The 15878-nt window shown below is 71.4% G+C and carries 18 protein-coding genes and 1 pseudogene; 7 read left to right on the top strand and 12 right to left on the bottom strand.

Annotation, left to right across the window (positions count from 1 at the left end; translation table 11 throughout):
* Positions 1-54: 54 nt before the first annotated feature.
* Both OG254_RS31950 and sigE read right to left on the bottom strand, forming a co-directional pair.
* Positions 55-1026: an anti-sigma factor family protein gene (locus OG254_RS31950; protein ID WP_405588596.1), complete on the bottom strand. Its 972-nt coding sequence runs from the start codon at positions 1024-1026 to the stop codon at positions 55-57.
* The gene (gene sigE / locus OG254_RS31945) at positions 1023-1793 is read right to left on the bottom strand and encodes an RNA polymerase sigma factor SigE (protein WP_351189437.1); all 771 of its coding nucleotides are present in this window, start codon (positions 1791-1793) and stop codon (positions 1023-1025) included. Before sigE ends, OG254_RS31950 begins: the two co-directional genes overlap by 4 nt.
* 163 nt (positions 1794-1956) lie before the next feature.
* On the opposite strand from sigE, the gene OG254_RS31940 reads away from it, so the two are divergent.
* Positions 1957-2655 carry an O-methyltransferase gene (locus OG254_RS31940; RefSeq protein ID WP_315986991.1) on the top strand — a complete coding sequence of 233 codons (699 nt, stop codon included), beginning with the start codon at positions 1957-1959 and terminating at the stop codon, positions 2653-2655.
* Positions 2656-2764: 109 nt separating this feature from the next.
* Here OG254_RS31940 and OG254_RS31935 read toward each other — a convergent pair whose 3' ends face one another.
* Together OG254_RS31935 and OG254_RS31930 are read right to left on the bottom strand one after the other, a co-directional pair.
* Positions 2765-2932 (bottom strand): DUF3117 domain-containing protein, encoded by a 168-nt coding sequence (locus OG254_RS31935; RefSeq protein WP_003966491.1) that lies wholly within the window; start codon positions 2930-2932, stop codon positions 2765-2767.
* 147 nt (positions 2933-3079) lie between these two features.
* Positions 3080-3244 (bottom strand): hypothetical protein, encoded by a 165-nt coding sequence (locus tag OG254_RS31930; protein WP_187284293.1) that lies wholly within the window; start codon positions 3242-3244, stop codon positions 3080-3082.
* A gap of 63 nt (positions 3245-3307) precedes the next feature.
* Between OG254_RS31930 and OG254_RS31925 the strand changes: the two genes are divergently transcribed.
* Positions 3308-4111 carry an enoyl-CoA hydratase/isomerase family protein gene (locus tag OG254_RS31925; protein WP_405588592.1) on the top strand — a complete coding sequence of 268 codons (804 nt, stop codon included), beginning with the start codon at positions 3308-3310 and terminating at the stop codon, positions 4109-4111.
* 130 nt (positions 4112-4241) lie between these two features.
* On the opposite strand, the gene OG254_RS31920 is transcribed toward OG254_RS31925, so the two are convergent.
* Together OG254_RS31920 and OG254_RS31915 are read right to left on the bottom strand one after the other, a co-directional pair.
* Entirely contained in the window at positions 4242-4829 is a 588-nt protein-coding gene (locus OG254_RS31920; protein ID WP_405588590.1) for a DNA-3-methyladenine glycosylase I, read from the bottom strand.
* On the bottom strand, positions 4826-5176 hold the full coding sequence (locus tag OG254_RS31915) for a DivIVA domain-containing protein (RefSeq protein ID WP_351189595.1): 351 nt from the start codon (positions 5174-5176) through the stop codon (positions 4826-4828). The genes OG254_RS31920 and OG254_RS31915 overlap by 4 nt, the downstream gene beginning before the upstream one ends.
* 145 nt (positions 5177-5321) lie before the next feature.
* Between OG254_RS31915 and folP the strand changes: the two genes are divergently transcribed.
* Positions 5322-6182 (top strand): dihydropteroate synthase, encoded by an 861-nt coding sequence (gene folP, locus OG254_RS31910; RefSeq protein WP_405588587.1) that lies wholly within the window; start codon positions 5322-5324, stop codon positions 6180-6182.
* Positions 6183-6402: 220 nt separating this feature from the next.
* On the opposite strand, the gene OG254_RS31905 is transcribed toward folP, so the two are convergent.
* Together OG254_RS31905 and dapE are read right to left on the bottom strand one after the other, a co-directional pair.
* Positions 6403-7161: a TIGR00730 family Rossman fold protein gene (locus OG254_RS31905; RefSeq protein ID WP_351189424.1), complete on the bottom strand. Its 759-nt coding sequence runs from the start codon at positions 7159-7161 to the stop codon at positions 6403-6405.
* Positions 7162-7348: 187 nt separating this feature from the next.
* On the bottom strand, positions 7349-8428 hold the full coding sequence (gene dapE / locus OG254_RS31900; protein ID WP_405588584.1) for a succinyl-diaminopimelate desuccinylase: 1080 nt from the start codon (positions 8426-8428) through the stop codon (positions 7349-7351).
* 95 nt (positions 8429-8523) lie between these two features.
* Between dapE and OG254_RS31895 the strand changes: the two genes are divergently transcribed.
* Together OG254_RS31895 and OG254_RS31890 are read left to right on the top strand one after the other, a co-directional pair.
* Entirely contained in the window at positions 8524-9501 is a 978-nt protein-coding gene (locus tag OG254_RS31895) for a heavy metal transporter (protein WP_405588581.1), read from the top strand.
* A 374-nt stretch (positions 9502-9875) separates the two neighbouring features.
* On the top strand, positions 9876-10373 hold the full coding sequence (locus tag OG254_RS31890) for an ATP-binding protein (RefSeq protein ID WP_405588579.1): 498 nt from the start codon (positions 9876-9878) through the stop codon (positions 10371-10373).
* Between the two features lie 114 nt (positions 10374-10487).
* Here OG254_RS31890 and OG254_RS31885 read toward each other — a convergent pair whose 3' ends face one another.
* Together OG254_RS31885 and fdxA are read right to left on the bottom strand one after the other, a co-directional pair.
* Entirely contained in the window at positions 10488-11582 is a 1095-nt protein-coding gene (locus OG254_RS31885) for a bifunctional succinyldiaminopimelate transaminase/glutamate-prephenate aminotransferase (protein ID WP_405588576.1), read from the bottom strand.
* 110 nt (positions 11583-11692) lie between these two features.
* Positions 11693-12013, bottom strand: a complete 321-nt coding sequence (gene fdxA / locus OG254_RS31880; protein WP_030961637.1) for a ferredoxin — start codon at positions 12011-12013, stop codon at positions 11693-11695.
* A gap of 140 nt (positions 12014-12153) precedes the next feature.
* Between fdxA and OG254_RS31875 the strand changes: the two genes are divergently transcribed.
* Together OG254_RS31875 and OG254_RS31870 are read left to right on the top strand one after the other, a co-directional pair.
* Complete coding sequence (locus OG254_RS31875) at positions 12154-13194, top strand: GNAT family N-acetyltransferase (protein WP_405588573.1); 1041 nt, start codon at positions 12154-12156, stop codon at positions 13192-13194.
* Between the two features lie 39 nt (positions 13195-13233).
* Positions 13234-14085 carry a tetratricopeptide repeat protein gene (locus OG254_RS31870; protein ID WP_405588570.1) on the top strand — a complete coding sequence of 284 codons (852 nt, stop codon included), beginning with the start codon at positions 13234-13236 and terminating at the stop codon, positions 14083-14085.
* 130 nt (positions 14086-14215) lie between these two features.
* Here the strand turns inward: OG254_RS31870 and OG254_RS31865 are convergent, their stop codons facing one another.
* Both OG254_RS31865 and OG254_RS31860 read right to left on the bottom strand, forming a co-directional pair.
* Positions 14216-14779, bottom strand: coding sequence for a DNA-binding response regulator (locus OG254_RS31865; RefSeq protein WP_405588567.1), 564 nt, complete (start codon positions 14777-14779; stop codon positions 14216-14218).
* Positions 14776-15761: pseudogene (locus OG254_RS31860) on the bottom strand (ABC transporter ATP-binding protein). Before OG254_RS31860 ends, OG254_RS31865 begins: the two are co-directional and overlap by 4 nt.
* Between the last annotated feature and the right edge of the window lie 117 nt (positions 15762-15878).

The following is a 15878-nucleotide window of genomic DNA, read 5'->3' as shown; positions in this document are numbered from 1 at the left end:
CGCGCGGCCCACGCTGGATTCAATCAGGTTCGTGGGCCGATGCGCAGAGGCCGGTCAGCGGTCGGTGGCCGAGGAGGCGGAGGAGGACGTGGCGTCGGGGACGGGTGCGGCGAGCGGACCCGGGGGCGCGGTGATCCCGGCGTCCGGGGACCAGGCGGTCAGGGTGAGGGGCGGGGTGGCGCTGAGCGGGCGTATCAGCGGGGACATGGCGGCCGCGCCGGCCATCACGGGTGCCGTCAGGGAGTGCATGTCCTGGTCGGCCGGCCGGTTCGGCATCCCGGGCAGCAGCGGGGCCGACACCTGGGTCGGGGCCGCCGGGGTGCCGAGCGTGCGCTCGCCCTGTCCTTGAGCCAGCAGCGGGCCCAGTGCACGGCGGCGCTGGTTCTCCGGTGCCGTCGACGCACCGCCGCCCTGGGTCCGCGTGGGGGTCACATTGCTGCCGGCCCCCGAGCCGCCGCGTGCCTCCGCGTCGGTCGGTGCGCTGGACGTGACGCCGCCCAGCGAGATGGCCGCCAGCGACACCGCGCCCGCCGCGACCAACGCGAACCGCATCCGCGAGGAGGCCGAGCGGTCGGTGTCATGACGGCCCACGGGGTGGGTGCGGAAGCCGCGGTCCGAGTCGTGGAGCGCCGGGGCGTGGGAGCCCGAGGGGACGTATCCGAATTCGAAGCGCTCGCCGCGCTTCACGCCGAAGACGCCGGGGGCGCCGGGCCGTCCCTGCAGTCCACCGAAACCTCCCCCGCTCAGCGGCGAGCCGCCGCCGTCCAGGTCACCTCCCCCGGGGAGGCCCTGAAGGCGGGCCAGGAAACTCTCGGAGGGAGGCGGCGGGGCCGCCTCCGCGAAGACGTTCTTCAGCCGGCGCTGGGCGTCGGCCTCGGACTTGCACCTGGCGCAGGTCGCCAGGTGGGCGAGGACACGCTCGCGCGTCTCATGACCGAGCTCTCCGTCGACGAGGGCGGAGAGTCGGTCGCCAAGGTGCTGCTCGGCCAGGAGTCGTTCGGCCGGATTGGGTCGGGAGCCGTTCACGCGGTCGCGCCCCCTCCCCCCAGTGCGGCCACACGCGGCACGAAGGAGCGGCGCTCGGCACGCGCCTCCGGCGAGCGGTGGGCAAGGGCCTTGCGCAGCTGCGAGCGGCCCCGGTGGATCCGGGACCGGACAGTGCCGAGCTTGACGCCGAGGGTCGCGGCGATCTCCTCGTACGACAGTCCTTCGATGTCGCACAGGACGACCGCGGCGCGGAACTCGGGGGCGAGGGTGTCGAGGGCCTGCTGGACGTCCGCGTCGAAGTGGGCGTCGTTGAAGACCTGCTGGGGCGTGGGCTCCTTGCTGGGCAGCCGCTCGGCGGCGTCCTCGCCCAGCGCGTCGAAGCGGATGCGCTGCTTGCGGCGGACCATGTCCAGGAAGAGGTTGGTGGTGATGCGGTGCAGCCAGCCCTCGAAGGTTCCCGGCGTGTACGTCGACAGGGAGCGGAAGACGCGGACGAAGACCTCCTGGGTGAGGTCCTCGGCGTCGTGCTGGTTGCCGGTGAGGCGGTACGCAAGGCGGTAGACGCGGCCGCTGTGCGTGCTGACGATCTCCTCCCAGGTGGGCGGAGTCCACGCCTGCCCGTCCGCGTCGGTGGAGAAGGTCGCGGTCTGGGCGTAGTCGCCGGCGTGGCTGTGGTCAGCGGTGTCGTTCACGGATTTCGGCCTGCCCGCCGATCCGAGAAAGCGCCGAAGCGCTCCTCCCCGATCCACAGGCGCAGCCGCACCTCCCCTGTCGGCTCTGGTGGTGTCCAGTGGAGCCCCTACCATAGCCACCTCGCCCGTTAGCTCCGGATAAGCGGTTTTACGAGAATGTGATCTGGGCCGGCACGGCTGGTGCGCCTGCGTCAGCACTTGCTCGCGGCCTCGCTCGTCGTCGTGATCCAACTGTGTCCCCCCGCTCGTCTTCCCACCCCTCTAAACGCCTGGTCCCATCTGCGGGTTCCCGGCCGCAACGGATACAGTCACGCCCAGGCAACCACGGGGACAGGAGAGGGCCATTACCGGCAACCGGCAGACGAGCTGGGCGTTCGCCGACGCCTACGTCGCCGAGGACGAAGTCCTGCGCTGGGCCAGGGACCGGGCCCGTGAGGCGGGGCTGCGCTCGGTGTCGCCCGGCACGGGCGCCGCGCTGCGGATGCTCGCCGCCACCGTGGACGCCAAGGCGGTCGCGGAGATCGGCACCGGCACCGGCGTCTCCGGCATCCACCTTCTGCACGGCATGCGCCCGGACGGCGTCCTGACCACCGTCGACCCCGAGCCGGAGCACCAGCAGTTCGCCCGCCAGGCCTTCCGCGCCTCCGGCTTCGCCAGCAACCGCGCCCGCTTCATCCCGGGCCGCGCCCTGGACGTCCTGCCCCGTCTCGCGGACGCCGGATACGACCTCGTCTTCTGCGACGGCGACCGGCTGGAGTTTCTCGACTATCTCGCTGAATCGTTGCGCCTGCTGCGTCCGGGTGGCCTGGTCGTTTTCGAAGGCGTCTTCACCAACGGCCGGACGGTCGACTCGGGCCCCCAGCCCACCGAGGTCATACGCATCCGGGAGCTGCTGCGCGCGGTGCGGGAGAGCCAGGACCTGGTGCCGTCGCTGCTGCCGGTGGGCGACGGTCTGCTGTGCGCGGTCAAGCGCTGACCACCTGACCGGCCGTACGCCCCGACCCGCCGCACAGGTACCGGAGACACAGCAACCCCGGCACCATGAGCGATGCCGGGGCCGCCGAAAGGATAGGGTCGCTGCCGCGTCAGCCGACGACCTTCTTGAGGGCGTCGCCCAGCGCGTCTGCCTCGTCAGGGGTCAGCTCGACGACGAGCCGACCGCCGCCTTCGAGCGGAACCCGCATGACGATGCCCCGCCCCTCCTTGGTCACCTCGAGCGGGCCATCGCCCGTCCGCGGCTTCATGGCCGCCATGCTCGTTCCCCTTCCTGAAACCAGCTCATCGTCAAAGCCGACGGCCCCATGGAGGGCACGCGCATCTGGCATTGAGACACGCGACACCGGCATCGAACACATTGCTTCCCAGCCATTATCCCGCATCTCAGGACCCGATGACCAACATCAGTCGGCATCGCTTGGGCAACGCACGCGAGCAAAACCACTCAATTCGGCGAAGCGACTGCGATACTGCGCCACCGCACGCACTTCGGCCGAACGGAATCGGACACGAATTCTTTGACGCAGGTCACACGTCCGGTCAGGGCCGTTGTCGTTGATCTCCGCCATGCTGTCCTTCAGACAGGCGCGTACCGACCGGTACGCCGAGCCGCGACAGCGGAGGGGATAGCCATGGCCGACACCGTGCTCTACGAGGTGAGCGACGGACTCGCGACGATCACGCTGAACCGCCCCGAGGCGATGAACGCGCTGAACATCGCGACGAAGGTCGCCCTGCGGGACGCGGTCGAGGCCGCGGCGGGTGACGACGCCGTACGGGCCGTGCTGCTGACCGCGGCCGGGGAGCGGGCGTTCTGCGTGGGGCAGGACCTGAAGGAGCACATCGGGCTGCTGGCCGCCGACCGGGAGACCGGGTCGGGGCAGACCATGAGCACCGTCCGGGAGCACTACAACCCGATCGCGCGGGCGCTGGCAGGGATGGCGAAGCCTGTGGTGGCCGGGGTGAACGGGGTCGCGGCCGGGGCGGGCTTCGGGTTCGCGCTGGCCGCGGACTACCGGGTCGTGGCCGACACGGCTGCCTTCAACACGTCCTTCGCGGGGGTCGCGCTGACCGCCGACTCCGGGATCTCGTGGACGCTGCCGCGGGTTGTCGGGCCGGGCCGGGCCTCGGATCTGCTGCTCTTCCCTCGGAACATCAAGGCGCAGGAGGCGTACGAGCTGGGGATCGCGAACCGGCTGGTGCCGACCGGCGAGCTGCGGGTCGAGGCGGAGAAGGTCGCGCGGGCGCTCGCCGACGGGCCGACCGTGGCGTATGGGGCGATCAAGGAGGCGATGGCGTTCGGGCTGTCGCACTCGCTTGAGGAGACGTTGGAGAAGGAGGACGAGCTGCAGACGCGGGCGGGGTCTTCTGAAGACCATGCGATTGCGGTGCAGGCGTTCGTGAACAAGGAGAAGCCCAAGTATTTGGGCCGATGAGCTCGGGGCGGTAGCACCGTCGGGGGGCGCGGGTTTGTGGGGGCTGGTCGCTCCCCCAAGCTCTCGGCTTCGCTCGAGCAGGGGGGACCCCCATCGCGGCGGAGCCGCAGATGTCACAGCCCCGCGCCCCTCAGGGGGCGCTCCTCGCGACGCATGCCTCCAAGTGGTCGTCGACCAGGCCGCACGCCTGCATCAGAGCGTAGGCCGTGGTCGGGCCCACGAAGCGCAGCCCCTGCTTCTTCAGGGCCTTGGACAGGGCCGTGGACTCCGGGGTGACCGCCGGGACGTCCGCCAAGGTCTTCGGGGCGGGGCGGGTGGTCGGGTCGGGGGCGTGGGACCAGATCAGGGCGTCCAGGTCGCCGGCGGGCCACTCGGCCAGCACGCGTGCGTTGGCGACGGTCGCGTCGATCTTGGCTCGGTTGCGGATGATGCCCTCGTCCGCGAGGAGGCGGTCCTTGTCGGCGTCCGTGAAGGTCGCGACCTTGGCGATCTCGAAGCCGGCGAAGGCGGCGCGGAAACCCTCGCGGCGACGCAGGATCGTGATCCAGGACAGGCCCGACTGGAAGGCCTCCAGGCTGAGGCGTTCGAAGAGCGCGTCGTCGCCGTGGACCGGGCGGCCCCACTCCTCGTCGTGGTACGTCACGTAGTCCGGGGTGGACAGGGCCCAGGGGCAGCGCAGGGCGCCGTCGGCGCCCGCCACCGCCGTACCGTCGCTCATTGCTGGTCCTCCGGGGCGGGCTTGTCCATGGAGACATGGCCGGCCGACGTCTGGGCGCCGGCCAGGGCCGACTCCAGGTCGGCGATGCGGGCGTCGCGCTCGGCGAGCTCGGCGCCGAGGCGGCTGAGGGCGTCGTCGACGTCGGCCATGCGGTAGCCGCGGGCGGTGAGCGGGAAGCGGAGGCTCTCGATGTCGGCACGGTTGACCGGGCGGTCCGGGGGCAGCGGGTCCCGGAGGCGCTCGGGCGCTGCCTCCGGCAGCGGGCCCTCGCCCTCTCCGCCGCCCACCACGGCGAGTGTCACCGCGGCGACCACGACGGCCAGCGCGACGACCAGGAACAGGAACATAACCATCGCTGTGGCCCCCACGGTCGATGAATGCGTGCGGTCGAGTGTGTCAGTGTCCGATCGTGCCATGCGACTCTGACAGTTAAGGTCGCAGGCGGCCGTAAGGCCAGGACGTACCAGGAAGCTCAAGGAGAGGTCACAGGGGATGCTCAGGCTGGGCAGGCGTGAGTTCGACACGCATGAGCCGGTGATCATGGCGATCGTGAACCGGACCCCGGACTCCTTCTACGACCAAGGGGCGACGTTCCGCGACGAGCCCGCCCTCGCGCGCGTGGAGCAGGCGGTCGCGGAGGGCGCCGCCATCATCGACATCGGCGGGGTCAAGGCCGGGCCGGGGGAAGAGGTGACCGCCGAGGAGGAGGCGCGGCGCACGGTCGGGTTCGTGGCCGAGGTGCGGCGGCGTTTCCCGGATGTCGTGATCAGCGTGGACACCTGGCGGGCCGAGGTGGGCGCCGCGGTGTGCGAGGCCGGCGCGGATCTGCTGAACGACGCGTGGGGCGGTGTCGATCCCGGGCTGGCGGAGGTCGCCGCGCGGTATCGGGTGGGGCTGGTGTGCACGCACGCCGGGGGCGCGGAGCCTCGGACCCGGCCGCATCGGGTGACGTACGACGACGTCATGGCGGACATTCTGCGGGTGACCGTGGGGCTGGCCGAGCGGGCGCTGGAGCTGGGGGTGCCGCGGGAGTCGATCCTGATCGATCCCGGGCACGACTTCGGGAAGAGCACCCGGCACAGTCTGGAGGCGACCCGGCGGCTCGGGGAGATGGTGGGGACGGGATGGCCGGTGCTGGTCTCCCTGTCCAACAAGGACTTCGTCGGGGAGACGCTGGACAAGCCGCTGAAGGAGCGGGTGGTGGGGACGCTCGCGACGACTGCCGTTTCGGCGTGGTTGGGGGCTCAGGTGTATCGGGTGCATGAGGTGGCGGAGACGCGGCAGGTCGTGGACATGGTGGCGACGATCGCGGGCCATCGGCCGCCGGCTGTGGCGCGGCGGGGGTTGGCGTAACCGCCTTCCTCGCCCCCGCCGCCCCTACCCGTCCCTTCCCCGGGGGCTGCCGCCCCCGGACCCCCGCCTCGGCCCTGAACGGGCCTCGTCCTCAAACGCCGGACGGGCTGAAAACAATGCGGGCCGGCGCCGAGAGGTGAAGCCCCCGCGGGTGGGTGGGGGCTCGGGACGGCAAGACCCCGTCCTCGAACGCCGGACAAGCTGAAGGACGCGACCAGGGCTAGCGCCCCGCCTCCTTCGACACCAGTGCCACCGCCTCGTCCACGTCGTCCGTGACGTGGAACAGCATCAGGTCCTTCTCCGACGCCTTGCCCTGGGCGATCAGCGTGTTCTTCAGCCAGTCGACCAGGCCGCCCCAGTACTCGCTGCCGAACAGGACGATCGGGAAGCGGGTGACCTTCTGGGTCTGGACGAGGGTGAGGGCCTCGAAGAGTTCGTCGAGGGTGCCGAGGCCGCCGGGGAGGACCACGAAGCCCTGGGCGTACTTGACGAACATCATCTTGCGGACGAAGAAGTACCGGAAGTTGAGGCCGATGTCGACGTAGGGGTTGAGCCCCTGCTCGAAGGGCAACTCGATGCCGAGGCCGACCGAGATGCCCTTCGCCTCCAGCGCGCCCTTGTTCGCCGCCTCCATGGCGCCGGGGCCACCGCCGGTGATCACCGCGAAGCCCGCCTCGACCAGCCCTCGGCCCAGGCGCACTCCGGCGTCGTACTCGGGAGAGTCGACCGGTGTGCGTGCCGAGCCGAACACGCTGATCGCCGCCGGGAGTTCGGCGAGCGTGCCGAAGCCCTCGATGAACTCCGACTGGATGCGCAGGACGCGCCAGGGGTCGGTGTGGACCCAGTCGGACGGGCCGCCCGCGTCCAGCAGTCGCTGGTCGGTCGTACTCGCCGTCACCTGCCCACGCCTCCGGAGAACCGGTCCCAGACGCTGCTCCGACGGTGGCTGCTTCTTCCCCTCGGGGTTGCCGGTAGCCATGTGCGCTCCCTCCGCTGCGGGGCCTGCGGGTCTTGCAGGTCTATCCACCTCAGCGTAGATCCACGTGGGTTACGGACGGGGGACGTGAGCATGTCCGCCGTGAAGCGCCGTCCCGGCGATCCCGAGGGTGACCCCCTGTCCACCGGGCTTCACCTGCGCTCATGCTCATGCCCACCGTCTGTGAGCGCTAGGCCGTGAGCCACGCCCTCAGCCGCTCCTCGCCCGCCAGGACCTTCGCCGTTTCGACCCGTTCGTCCCGCTTGTGCGCCAAGTGCGGGTTGCCGGGGCCGTAGTTGACCGCCGGGATGCCTAGGGACGAGAAGCGGGAGACGTCGGTCCAGCCGTACTTGGGGCGCGGGATGCCCCCGACGGCCTCCATGAACGCCGCGGCCGCCGGGTGGGAGAGGCCGGGGAGCGCGCCGCCGCTGTGGTCGTCGACCACGAACTCCTCGACACCGCAGTCGGCGAAGACCTCGCGGACATGCGCGACGGCCTCCTCCTCGGTGCGGTCCGGGGCGTAGCGGAAGTTGACCGTCACGACGCACTCGTCGGGGATGACGTTGCCCGCCACTCCGCCCGAGATGCCCACCGCGTTCAGGCCTTCCCGGTACTCCAGGCCGTCGATCACCGGGTAACGCGGTTCGTACGAGGCGAGGCGGGCCAGGATCGGCGAGGCCGCGTGGATCGCGTTCGAGCCCAGCCAGGAGCGCGCGGAGTGGGCCCGCTCGCCCTTGGTCTTGAGCAGGACCCTGAGCGTGCCCTGGCAGCCGCCCTCGACCTCGCCGTCCGACGGCTCCAGCAGGACCGCGAAGTCGCCCTCCAGCCACTCCGGGCGGTTCTCGGCGACGTGCTTGAGGCCGTTGAGGTCGGCGGTGACCTCTTCGTTGTCGTAGAAGACGAAGGTCAGGTCGCGGTTCGGGGCGACGACCGTCGCGGCGATGCGGAGCTGGACCGCGACGCCGGACTTCATGTCGCAGGTGCCGCAGCCCCACAGGACGCCGTCCTCGTCCAGGCGTGAGGGGACGTTGTCCGCGATCGGCACCGTGTCGATATGACCGGCGAGGATCACGCGCTCCGGCCGGCCCAGGTGCGTCCGCGCCAACACGTTGTTGCCGTACCGCTCGACCGTCAGGTGCGGCAGGGCCAGCAGGGCGGTCTCGATGGCGTCCGCCAGGGGCTTTTCCGTGCCGCTGACGGAGGGGAAGTCGACGAGCTGCGCGGTGAGCTTCGCGGCGTCCAGCGTGAGGTCAAGGGAGGTGTCGGCCATGGTGCCGACCCTAACCCGCCGCGCAGTCACCCCACTTTCCCCACTGATTTTCAACCCCGCCCATACCCCTCAGTAACCTCAGCTACCTTGTAGGCGTGCCAGAGCCGTCGCCCTCCCGCAAACGTCATGGCCGTCTCCTGCGTCGCGGAGCGGCCTTCATGGTCCTGCTCGCGGTCGCGGGCTACCTCGCGGTGCAATACGTCACCGGAGGCACCGGGACGCCGGGCTGCGACGTGGTGTCGGGCAAGAGCGACGGGGCCAGATACGAGTTCACGCCGGAGCAGGCGGTGAACGCGGCGACGATCGCCGCCGTCGGCACCGGCCGCGGACTGCCCGAGCAGGCCGTGACGATCGCGCTCGCCACCGCTCTCCAGGAGTCGGGGCTGCGCAACATCGACCATGGCGACCGGGACTCGCTGGGCCTGTTCCAGCAGCGGCCCTCGATGGGCTGGGGCACCGCGGAGGAGATCCGCGACCCGATCTACGCGGCGGGCGCCTTCTACGAGCACCTGGTCAAGGTCCGCGACTACACGCGGCTGCCGCTCACTGTCGCCGCCCAGCGCGTCCAGCGCAGCGGCTTTCCGGAGGCGTACGCCAAGCACGAGCCGGACGCGACGCTGCTCGCCGCCGCGCTCACGGGACGTTCGGCGGCCACGCTGACCTGCGAGGGGCGTCCGGGGGCCACGCGGGCCGCGGGTGCGGACGCCGTGCGGGACGCGCTGCTGCGGGACTTCGGGCGGGACGCGCTCCAGCCGGCCGCCGCGGAGGTGAGCGGCGAGAAGGCCACGCCCTCGCCCACGCCGTCCGTGATCAAGAAGGACGAGCGGACCGTCGAGTTGCCGGTGCGGGCCGACGGGGATTCCGGCGCCGGGCGCGGTGCGCGCGAGCGCGGCTGGCAGCTGGCCCACTGGGCCGTGGCCAACGCCTCCGATCTGCACATCAAGCGGGTGTCGTACGCCGGGCGGGAGTGGATCGCCGGGAACACCGACAGCCAGTGGCGCCCGAGCGGCGGGGCGGGTGCGTCGGGGGCCGGGAGCGGCGTGAGTCCGGTGCGGATCGTCACGTCCCGGTAGTACGCGCGGCAGTTCGACGGATCACCCCCACGGGTTGGTCGAAGTGTCGGGCGGCGACGGTATGGGCAGGTTTTCGCGCGACCATCCCCGAATCCGTGAAAAGCCTTGAGAGCAAAGGGCTGTAAGGATTCGGCGGGCTTTCGGACGGGACGCGCTTTGCCCGTTTTTATCCGCAGGCGATAATGCGACGCATTGCCAACTCTTTACATTGGCGCGCCGCAACCTTCGCGGGCTTCGAGCGGTAGTCACTGCGTCCGAGCCCGGAGATCAACAGCCAGTCGGTCCCCCGTCAGTCGCCGAAGTGAGTCGGTCAACTGCCGGACGTGGTCGGACACTTCATCGTTCTCATCCGACAGACCCGTCGAAGGAGCATCATGTCCCTCCCCCTGACCCGCCGGATCGCTCGTGCCGCGCTGCTCGTCGCTGCGGGAGCGGCTGCCGGGGTCGGTGCGGCCGGCTCCGCCAGCGCGGCCCCCGCACTGCCCGACGCCTCCAAGGTCGGCGGGCTGACCGCCCTGGACGGCACGACTGTCGTCGACGGCGCGACCCAGAACGCCGCCGGGCTCGCGGGCGGCGCCGTCGACACGGCGGTCGACAAGGCGCTGCCGACCGCGGCCAAGACCGGCGACAAGGTGACCAAGAGCGGCGGCAAGGCCGCGAAGAAGGCGGTGCCGACCGCGGCCAAGGCCGGCGGCAAGGTGACGAAGACCGGCGGCAAGGTCGCGAAGGAGCGGGCCGCTGCCGCGCAGGAGACCGCGGGTGGCGTGGCCGGGCAGGTCGGGGGAATCCTCGGTGACACGGCCGGGTCGGCCACGCAGGGTGGCCTGCCGGCGACCGGTTCGCTGCCGGTGCAGGGCCTGCCGGTCGGCTGACGGTCGGCTGCGTCCGGCTTCACCGCCGACGGGGTTCAGGAAGCTTCCTGGGCCCCGTCGGCTTTTGCGTGCCTACACAGCGGCGGTGGCACCGGCACCGGCAGCCGTACACGGTCACGCCAGACGTCGTACCGCCGCCGCCACCCGCTCGTCCGTCGCCGTGAGCGCGACCCGTACGTGCCGGGCGCCCGCCTCGCCGTAGAAGTCGCCGGGAGCCACCAGGATGCCGCGGTCGGCCAGGTGGGCGACCGTGGTCCAGCAGGACTCGTCGCGGGTGGCCCAGAGGTAGAGGCTGGCCTCGCTGTGCTCGATCCGGAAGCCGTGGGCCTGAAGGGCCTCGCGCAGGGCCGTGCGGCGGGCGGCGTAGCGGTCGCGCTGGACGCGGACGTGCTCGTCGTCGCCCAGGGCCGCGACCACCGCCGCCTGAGTCGGGGCCGACGTCATCATGCCGCCGTGCTTGCGGATCTCCAGGAGGAGAGCCAGGACGGCGGGGTCACCGGCCAGGAAGGCCGCCCTGTACCCCGCCAGGTTCGAGCGCTTCGACAACGAGTGCACGGCGACGATGCCCTCGTACGAGCCGCCGTTCACCTCCGGGTGCAGGACCGAGACCGGGTCGGCCTCCCAGCCCAGCTCCAGGTAGCACTCGTCGGAGAACAGCAGGATGCCGTGTTCGCGGGCCCACGCCACGATCCGGGTCAGTTCCTGCTGCGACAGGACCTTGCCGGTGGGGTTGGACGGCGAGTTCAGCCAGAGCAGCTTCAGGCCGCGCGGGTCCAGCTCGGTCGGGTCGTCGTACACCTCGTACTCCGCGCGGGCGAGGCGGGCGCCCACCTCGTACGTCGGGTACGCCAGGCGCGGGTAGGCCACCCTGTCGCCGGGACCGAGGCCCAGCTGGGTGGGGAGCCAGGCGACGAGTTCCTTGGAGCCGACGATCGGCAGGACGTGCCGGTGGGTGACCTCGCGGGCGCCCAGGCGGCGCTCCACCCAGCCGGTGATCGCGTCGCGCAGCGCCGGGGTGCCCCAGACCGTCGGATAGCCCGGGGAGTCCGCCGCGTCGATCAGGGCCTTCTGGATCAGCTCGGGAACCGGGTCGACCGGCGTGCCGACGGAGAGGTCGACGATGCCGTCCGGGTGCGCGGTGGCCGTCTTCTTGTACGGCTCCAGCTTGTCCCAGGGGAAGGTCGGAAGACGCTCGGAGACTGCGGACACGGGATCTGGCTCACTTTCTGGTACTGCCGGATACGGCAACGCCTCGGTCCCGCACGACGATCAGGCCGTACGGGACCGAGGCGGCACGCTGTGCGGGTCGCCGATGGTGACTACTCGGCCTGCGGCGGCAGCGCGGCGATGAAGGGGTGGTCCCGCTCGATCAGGCCCAGCTTGCTGGCGCCGCCCGGGGAGCCGAGCTCGTCGAAGAACTCGACGTTCGCCTTGTAGTAGTCCTTCCACTCCTCCGGAGTGTCGTCCTCGTAGAAGATCGCCTCGACCGGGCACACCGGCTCACAGGCTCCGCAGTCGACGCATTCGTCCGGGTGGATGTACAAGGACCGGGAGCCCTCGTAGATGCAGTCGACCGGGCACTCCTCGATGCACGCCTTGTCCTTGACGTCGACACAAGGCTGCGCGATGACGTAGGTCACGCTGTCGTTCCTCCTCGATAGGGCGCCGGCGGGCCTCCTCAGGCTCCGCCGCCTGGCGCGCGGGAGCGCGGCGTCGTCGATGCCCGCCTCTAGTATCTCCGTTCTTGGGCATGATCCGAACAGGAGGGGTGAACTGACCTGTGGAAATATCTGCGACGGGGCGCCTTGAGGTCCGTATCACCGCTGCTGACGTGGGTAAACGGGTATCCGTACGCTGCCTGAACGATCCTGCGACCAAGGGTGAGAAGTTCACCGACACGGTGGGTGTTCTCGCATCATGGGACGACCGTGTGCTGGTGATCACACGGAAGAGTGGTGAGACGGTCCGTATTCCGGAAGCGTCACTGGTCGCGGGCAAGGTGGTGCCGCCCGCTCCGGCGCGACGTCGCGGGCCCGCCGCCTCCTACGAGGAGCTCGCGCACGTCTCCGCGCGCGCGTGGCGGCCGGTGGAGAGCGAGCGGCTCGGCGAGTGGGAGCTGCGGGCCGCCTCCGGCTTCACCCGCCGGGCCAACTCGGCGCTGCCGCTCGGCGACCCCGGCCTGCCGCTGCCTGCCGCCCTCGATGCCGTACGGCGCTGGTACGACGCCCGCGGGCTCCCCGCGTACGTCCAGACCGCCACCGGGGCCGAGGGCACGCAGGAGCTGCTGTGCGCGGAGCTGGAGCGGCTGGGGTGGGTGCGGGAGGTCTCCGCCGAGCTGTGGATCGGGGCGCTGGCGCCGGTCGCCGACCGGGACGAGGGCGCCGGAGTGGTGCTGTCCCGGCAGGCGGACGACGCTTGGCTTACGCGGTATCAGCGCAAGGGGGTGAGCGAAGTGGCCCTGAAGGTGCTGGGAGGGGGGTCCCCCCGCTCGAGCGAAGCCGAGAGTGGGGGAGGGCCGTCGGTGTGGTTCGCGACGGTTCCGAGCGAGACCGGCGGCGCGCCCGCCGCCATCGGGCGGTGTGTCGTGGACGGGCGGTGGGCCGGTTTCGCCGCCGTGGAGGTGGATCCGGCGCTGAGGCGGCGGGGGCTGGCCACCCGGGTCATGGCCGCGCTGGCCCGGCGCGCCCTCGACGAGGGGGCGTCCGCGGCGTGGCTCCAGGTCGAGACGGACAACGTGGGCGCGCGGGGCCTGTACGCCGGGATGGGGTTCGCCGCGCATCACGCGTATCACCACTATCGCCACCACTGTCGATCACTGTGAGCGGCGGTACCGATCGCCGTGAAAGGGCACGAGCCAGCTATGCGTCCCCTGTACCCCCCACCGCCCGAGCGTTCCGCCGAACTCCGTCGGCGGTTCGCCGAAGAGGCGCGGTCCGAGCGGCCTGACTTGTCCATGCTGTGCCTGCTGGTGGGAGCCGAGGCCGACGGGACGCTGGACGAGGCGGGGATGGACTGCGCGCAGGTCCGGCTGGACGAACTGGCGGGGCAGCTGCCGTTCCGGCCCGGAGGGCCGCGGGCGTGGGCGATCGCGCTGCGGGAGCTGCTCGGGGAGCGGTACGGGTTTCGCGGCTGCGCCGCGGACTATCAGCGGCTTGAGTCGTCGTTGCTGCACCAGGTGCTGGCGCGGCGCAGGGGGCTGCCGATTCTGCTGTCGGTGGTGTGGCTGGAGGTGGCTCGGCGGGCGGGGGCTCCCGTGTACGGGGTCGCTCTGCCCGGGCACTTCGTGGTGGGGTTCGGGGCTGCCGATGAGCAGGTGCTCGCCGATCCGTTCGACGGGGGGCGGGTGCTGACGGGGAGCGATGCGGAGTTGCTGGTGGCGGGGGCCACGGGGGCGCCGCTCGATCCTTCGATGCTGACGCCGGCCGATCCCCTGGATGTGGTGCTGCGGATCCTGAACAACGTTCGGGCCTGGGCGGCGACTCGGCCCGAGCGGACGGATGTGGGGTTGTGGGCGGTGGAGTTGTCGCTGTTGCTGCCGTCTCATCCGGCTCGGTTGCGGTTCGAGCGGGCGCAGTTGCTGGTGCAGCGGGGTGACTTCGTCGAGGGGGCCGTGGAGTTGGAGGAGTACGCGGAGTTGATCTGTGCGGTGGATGAGGGGGCGGCGGAACAGGTGCGGGGGCAGGCCCGGGCGGCTCGGGCGATGTTGAATTAGTTCGCCTTCTCGCCGTAGGGGTTCTGCTGTCGTGCGACTGCGGGTTCGTTGTGGCTGGTTGCGCCCACGCGGCGGAGCCGCATATCGATACAGCCCCGCGCCCCTTCAGGGCGCTTGCCGGACCGGCGATCTACAGCCAGCCCTTCTCCCTCGCTATCCGTACCGCCTCCGCCCTGTTCCGTGCCGTCAGCTTCTGGATCGCCGTCGAGAGGTAGTTGCGGACCGTGCCCTGGGACAGGTGCAGGGTTGTCGCGAGCTCGGCGTTCGTGGAGCCGTCCTCCGCCGCTCGCAGGACCTCGCGTTCGCGGTCCGTCAGCGGGTTGGCGCCCTCTGCCAGGGCCGCTGCCGCCAGGGTGGGGTCGATGACGCGCTCCCCCGCGAGTACTTTGCGTACCGCCTCGGCCAGTTGGGCCGCGGGGGCGTCCTTGACCAGGAAGGCGTCGGCGCCGGACTCCATCGCGCTGCGGAGGTAGCCGGGGCGGCCGAAGGTCGTGAGGACGACGAGCTTCACGGCCGGCAGCTCCGCGTGCACCAGCGCCGCCGCCTCGATGCCGGTCGCGCCCGGCATCTCGATGTCCAGGAGCGCCACGTCCACGTCGTGCTCGCGGGCCGCCGCCAGGACCTCGTCGCCGCGGGCCACCTGGGCGACGACCTCGATGTCGCGGGCGAGTTCGAGCCTGATGAGACCGTTCATGACCGGCGTGCCTCCTCGGCGGCGGTGATGGCGACGAACGCCTGCTCCAGAGCGAGCCCGGCGACTTCGAGATTGCGGGGGTACAGGCCGAGGCCGTAGAGGGCGTGGACGGTGGCGTCGGCGTCGGCGGACTGGATGCGCACGGTGTGGCCGGACACGTCCAGATACGTCAGGAAGGGCAGCTCCCGCAGCGCCGCCTCGTCGACCGGGTCGGTCGGGTCGTCGGCCAGGTCGAAGGAGATCCTGCGGGCGCCGGCCTTCGCATTGAGCTCGGCCGCGGTGCAGTCGGCCGGCAGCCGGCCCCGGTGCAGGACGAGCACGCGGTCGGCGACGGCGTCGGCCTCCTCCAGGTAGTGCGTGGCGAACAGGACGGTCCGCCCCTGGTCGGCCTGCTCGCGCATGGTGGCCCAGAAGGCCTGGCGGGTGGTGACGTCCATGCCGGTGGTCGGCTCGTCGAGGACGATCAGGTCGCTGTCGCCGGCCGTCGCGAGGGCGAAGCGGACCCTCCCCCAGTGCCTTAAGGGCCTGGGGGCACCCCCAGGGCCTGGCCGCCGGAGAGCTTGTCGACCTTGCGGTCGGCGATCTGGGTGACGCCCGCGCGGGCGAGGACCTCGGAGACGGGGTACGGCCGCGGATGCAGATCGCAGGCCAGCCGCACCAGTTCGGCGACGGTGACCTCGTCCATCAACCCGCCGCTCTGCAGCATGGTGCCCACGCGTCCAGCGACGATCGCCTCGCGCGGGCCCGCGCCGAAGATGCCGACCGTGCCGCTGTCGGGCTGCTTGAGGCCGAGCAGCAGGTCGAGGGTGGTCGACTTGCCGGCCCCGTTCGGGCCCAGCAGGGCCACGGTCTCCCCCGGATGCAGCGCCAGCGTCAGCCCGTCGACCGCCCGCACGCTCCCGTAGCTCTTGCTCACCCGGTCGAATCCGACCACCGGAGTCGCCGTGTCCGGCGCCGCCGCTTTCAGCCCTGTCGTTGTCATGCGTTCCAGGGTGGCCGCGCGGGCCCGGGGCCCGGCAGTGTCGGCGGTCCTGACTGCCGGATGACAGATGTCATACGACGACAGGGGGCACCCGGCGAGTGCCGGGTGCCCCCTGGT

It is taken from the genome of Streptomyces sp. NBC_01092, from assembly GCF_045039535.1.
In the GTDB taxonomy this organism is placed as follows: Bacteria; Actinomycetota; Actinomycetes; order Streptomycetales; family Streptomycetaceae; genus Streptomyces.
This window is presented reverse-complemented; position numbering and strand designations above follow the sequence as displayed.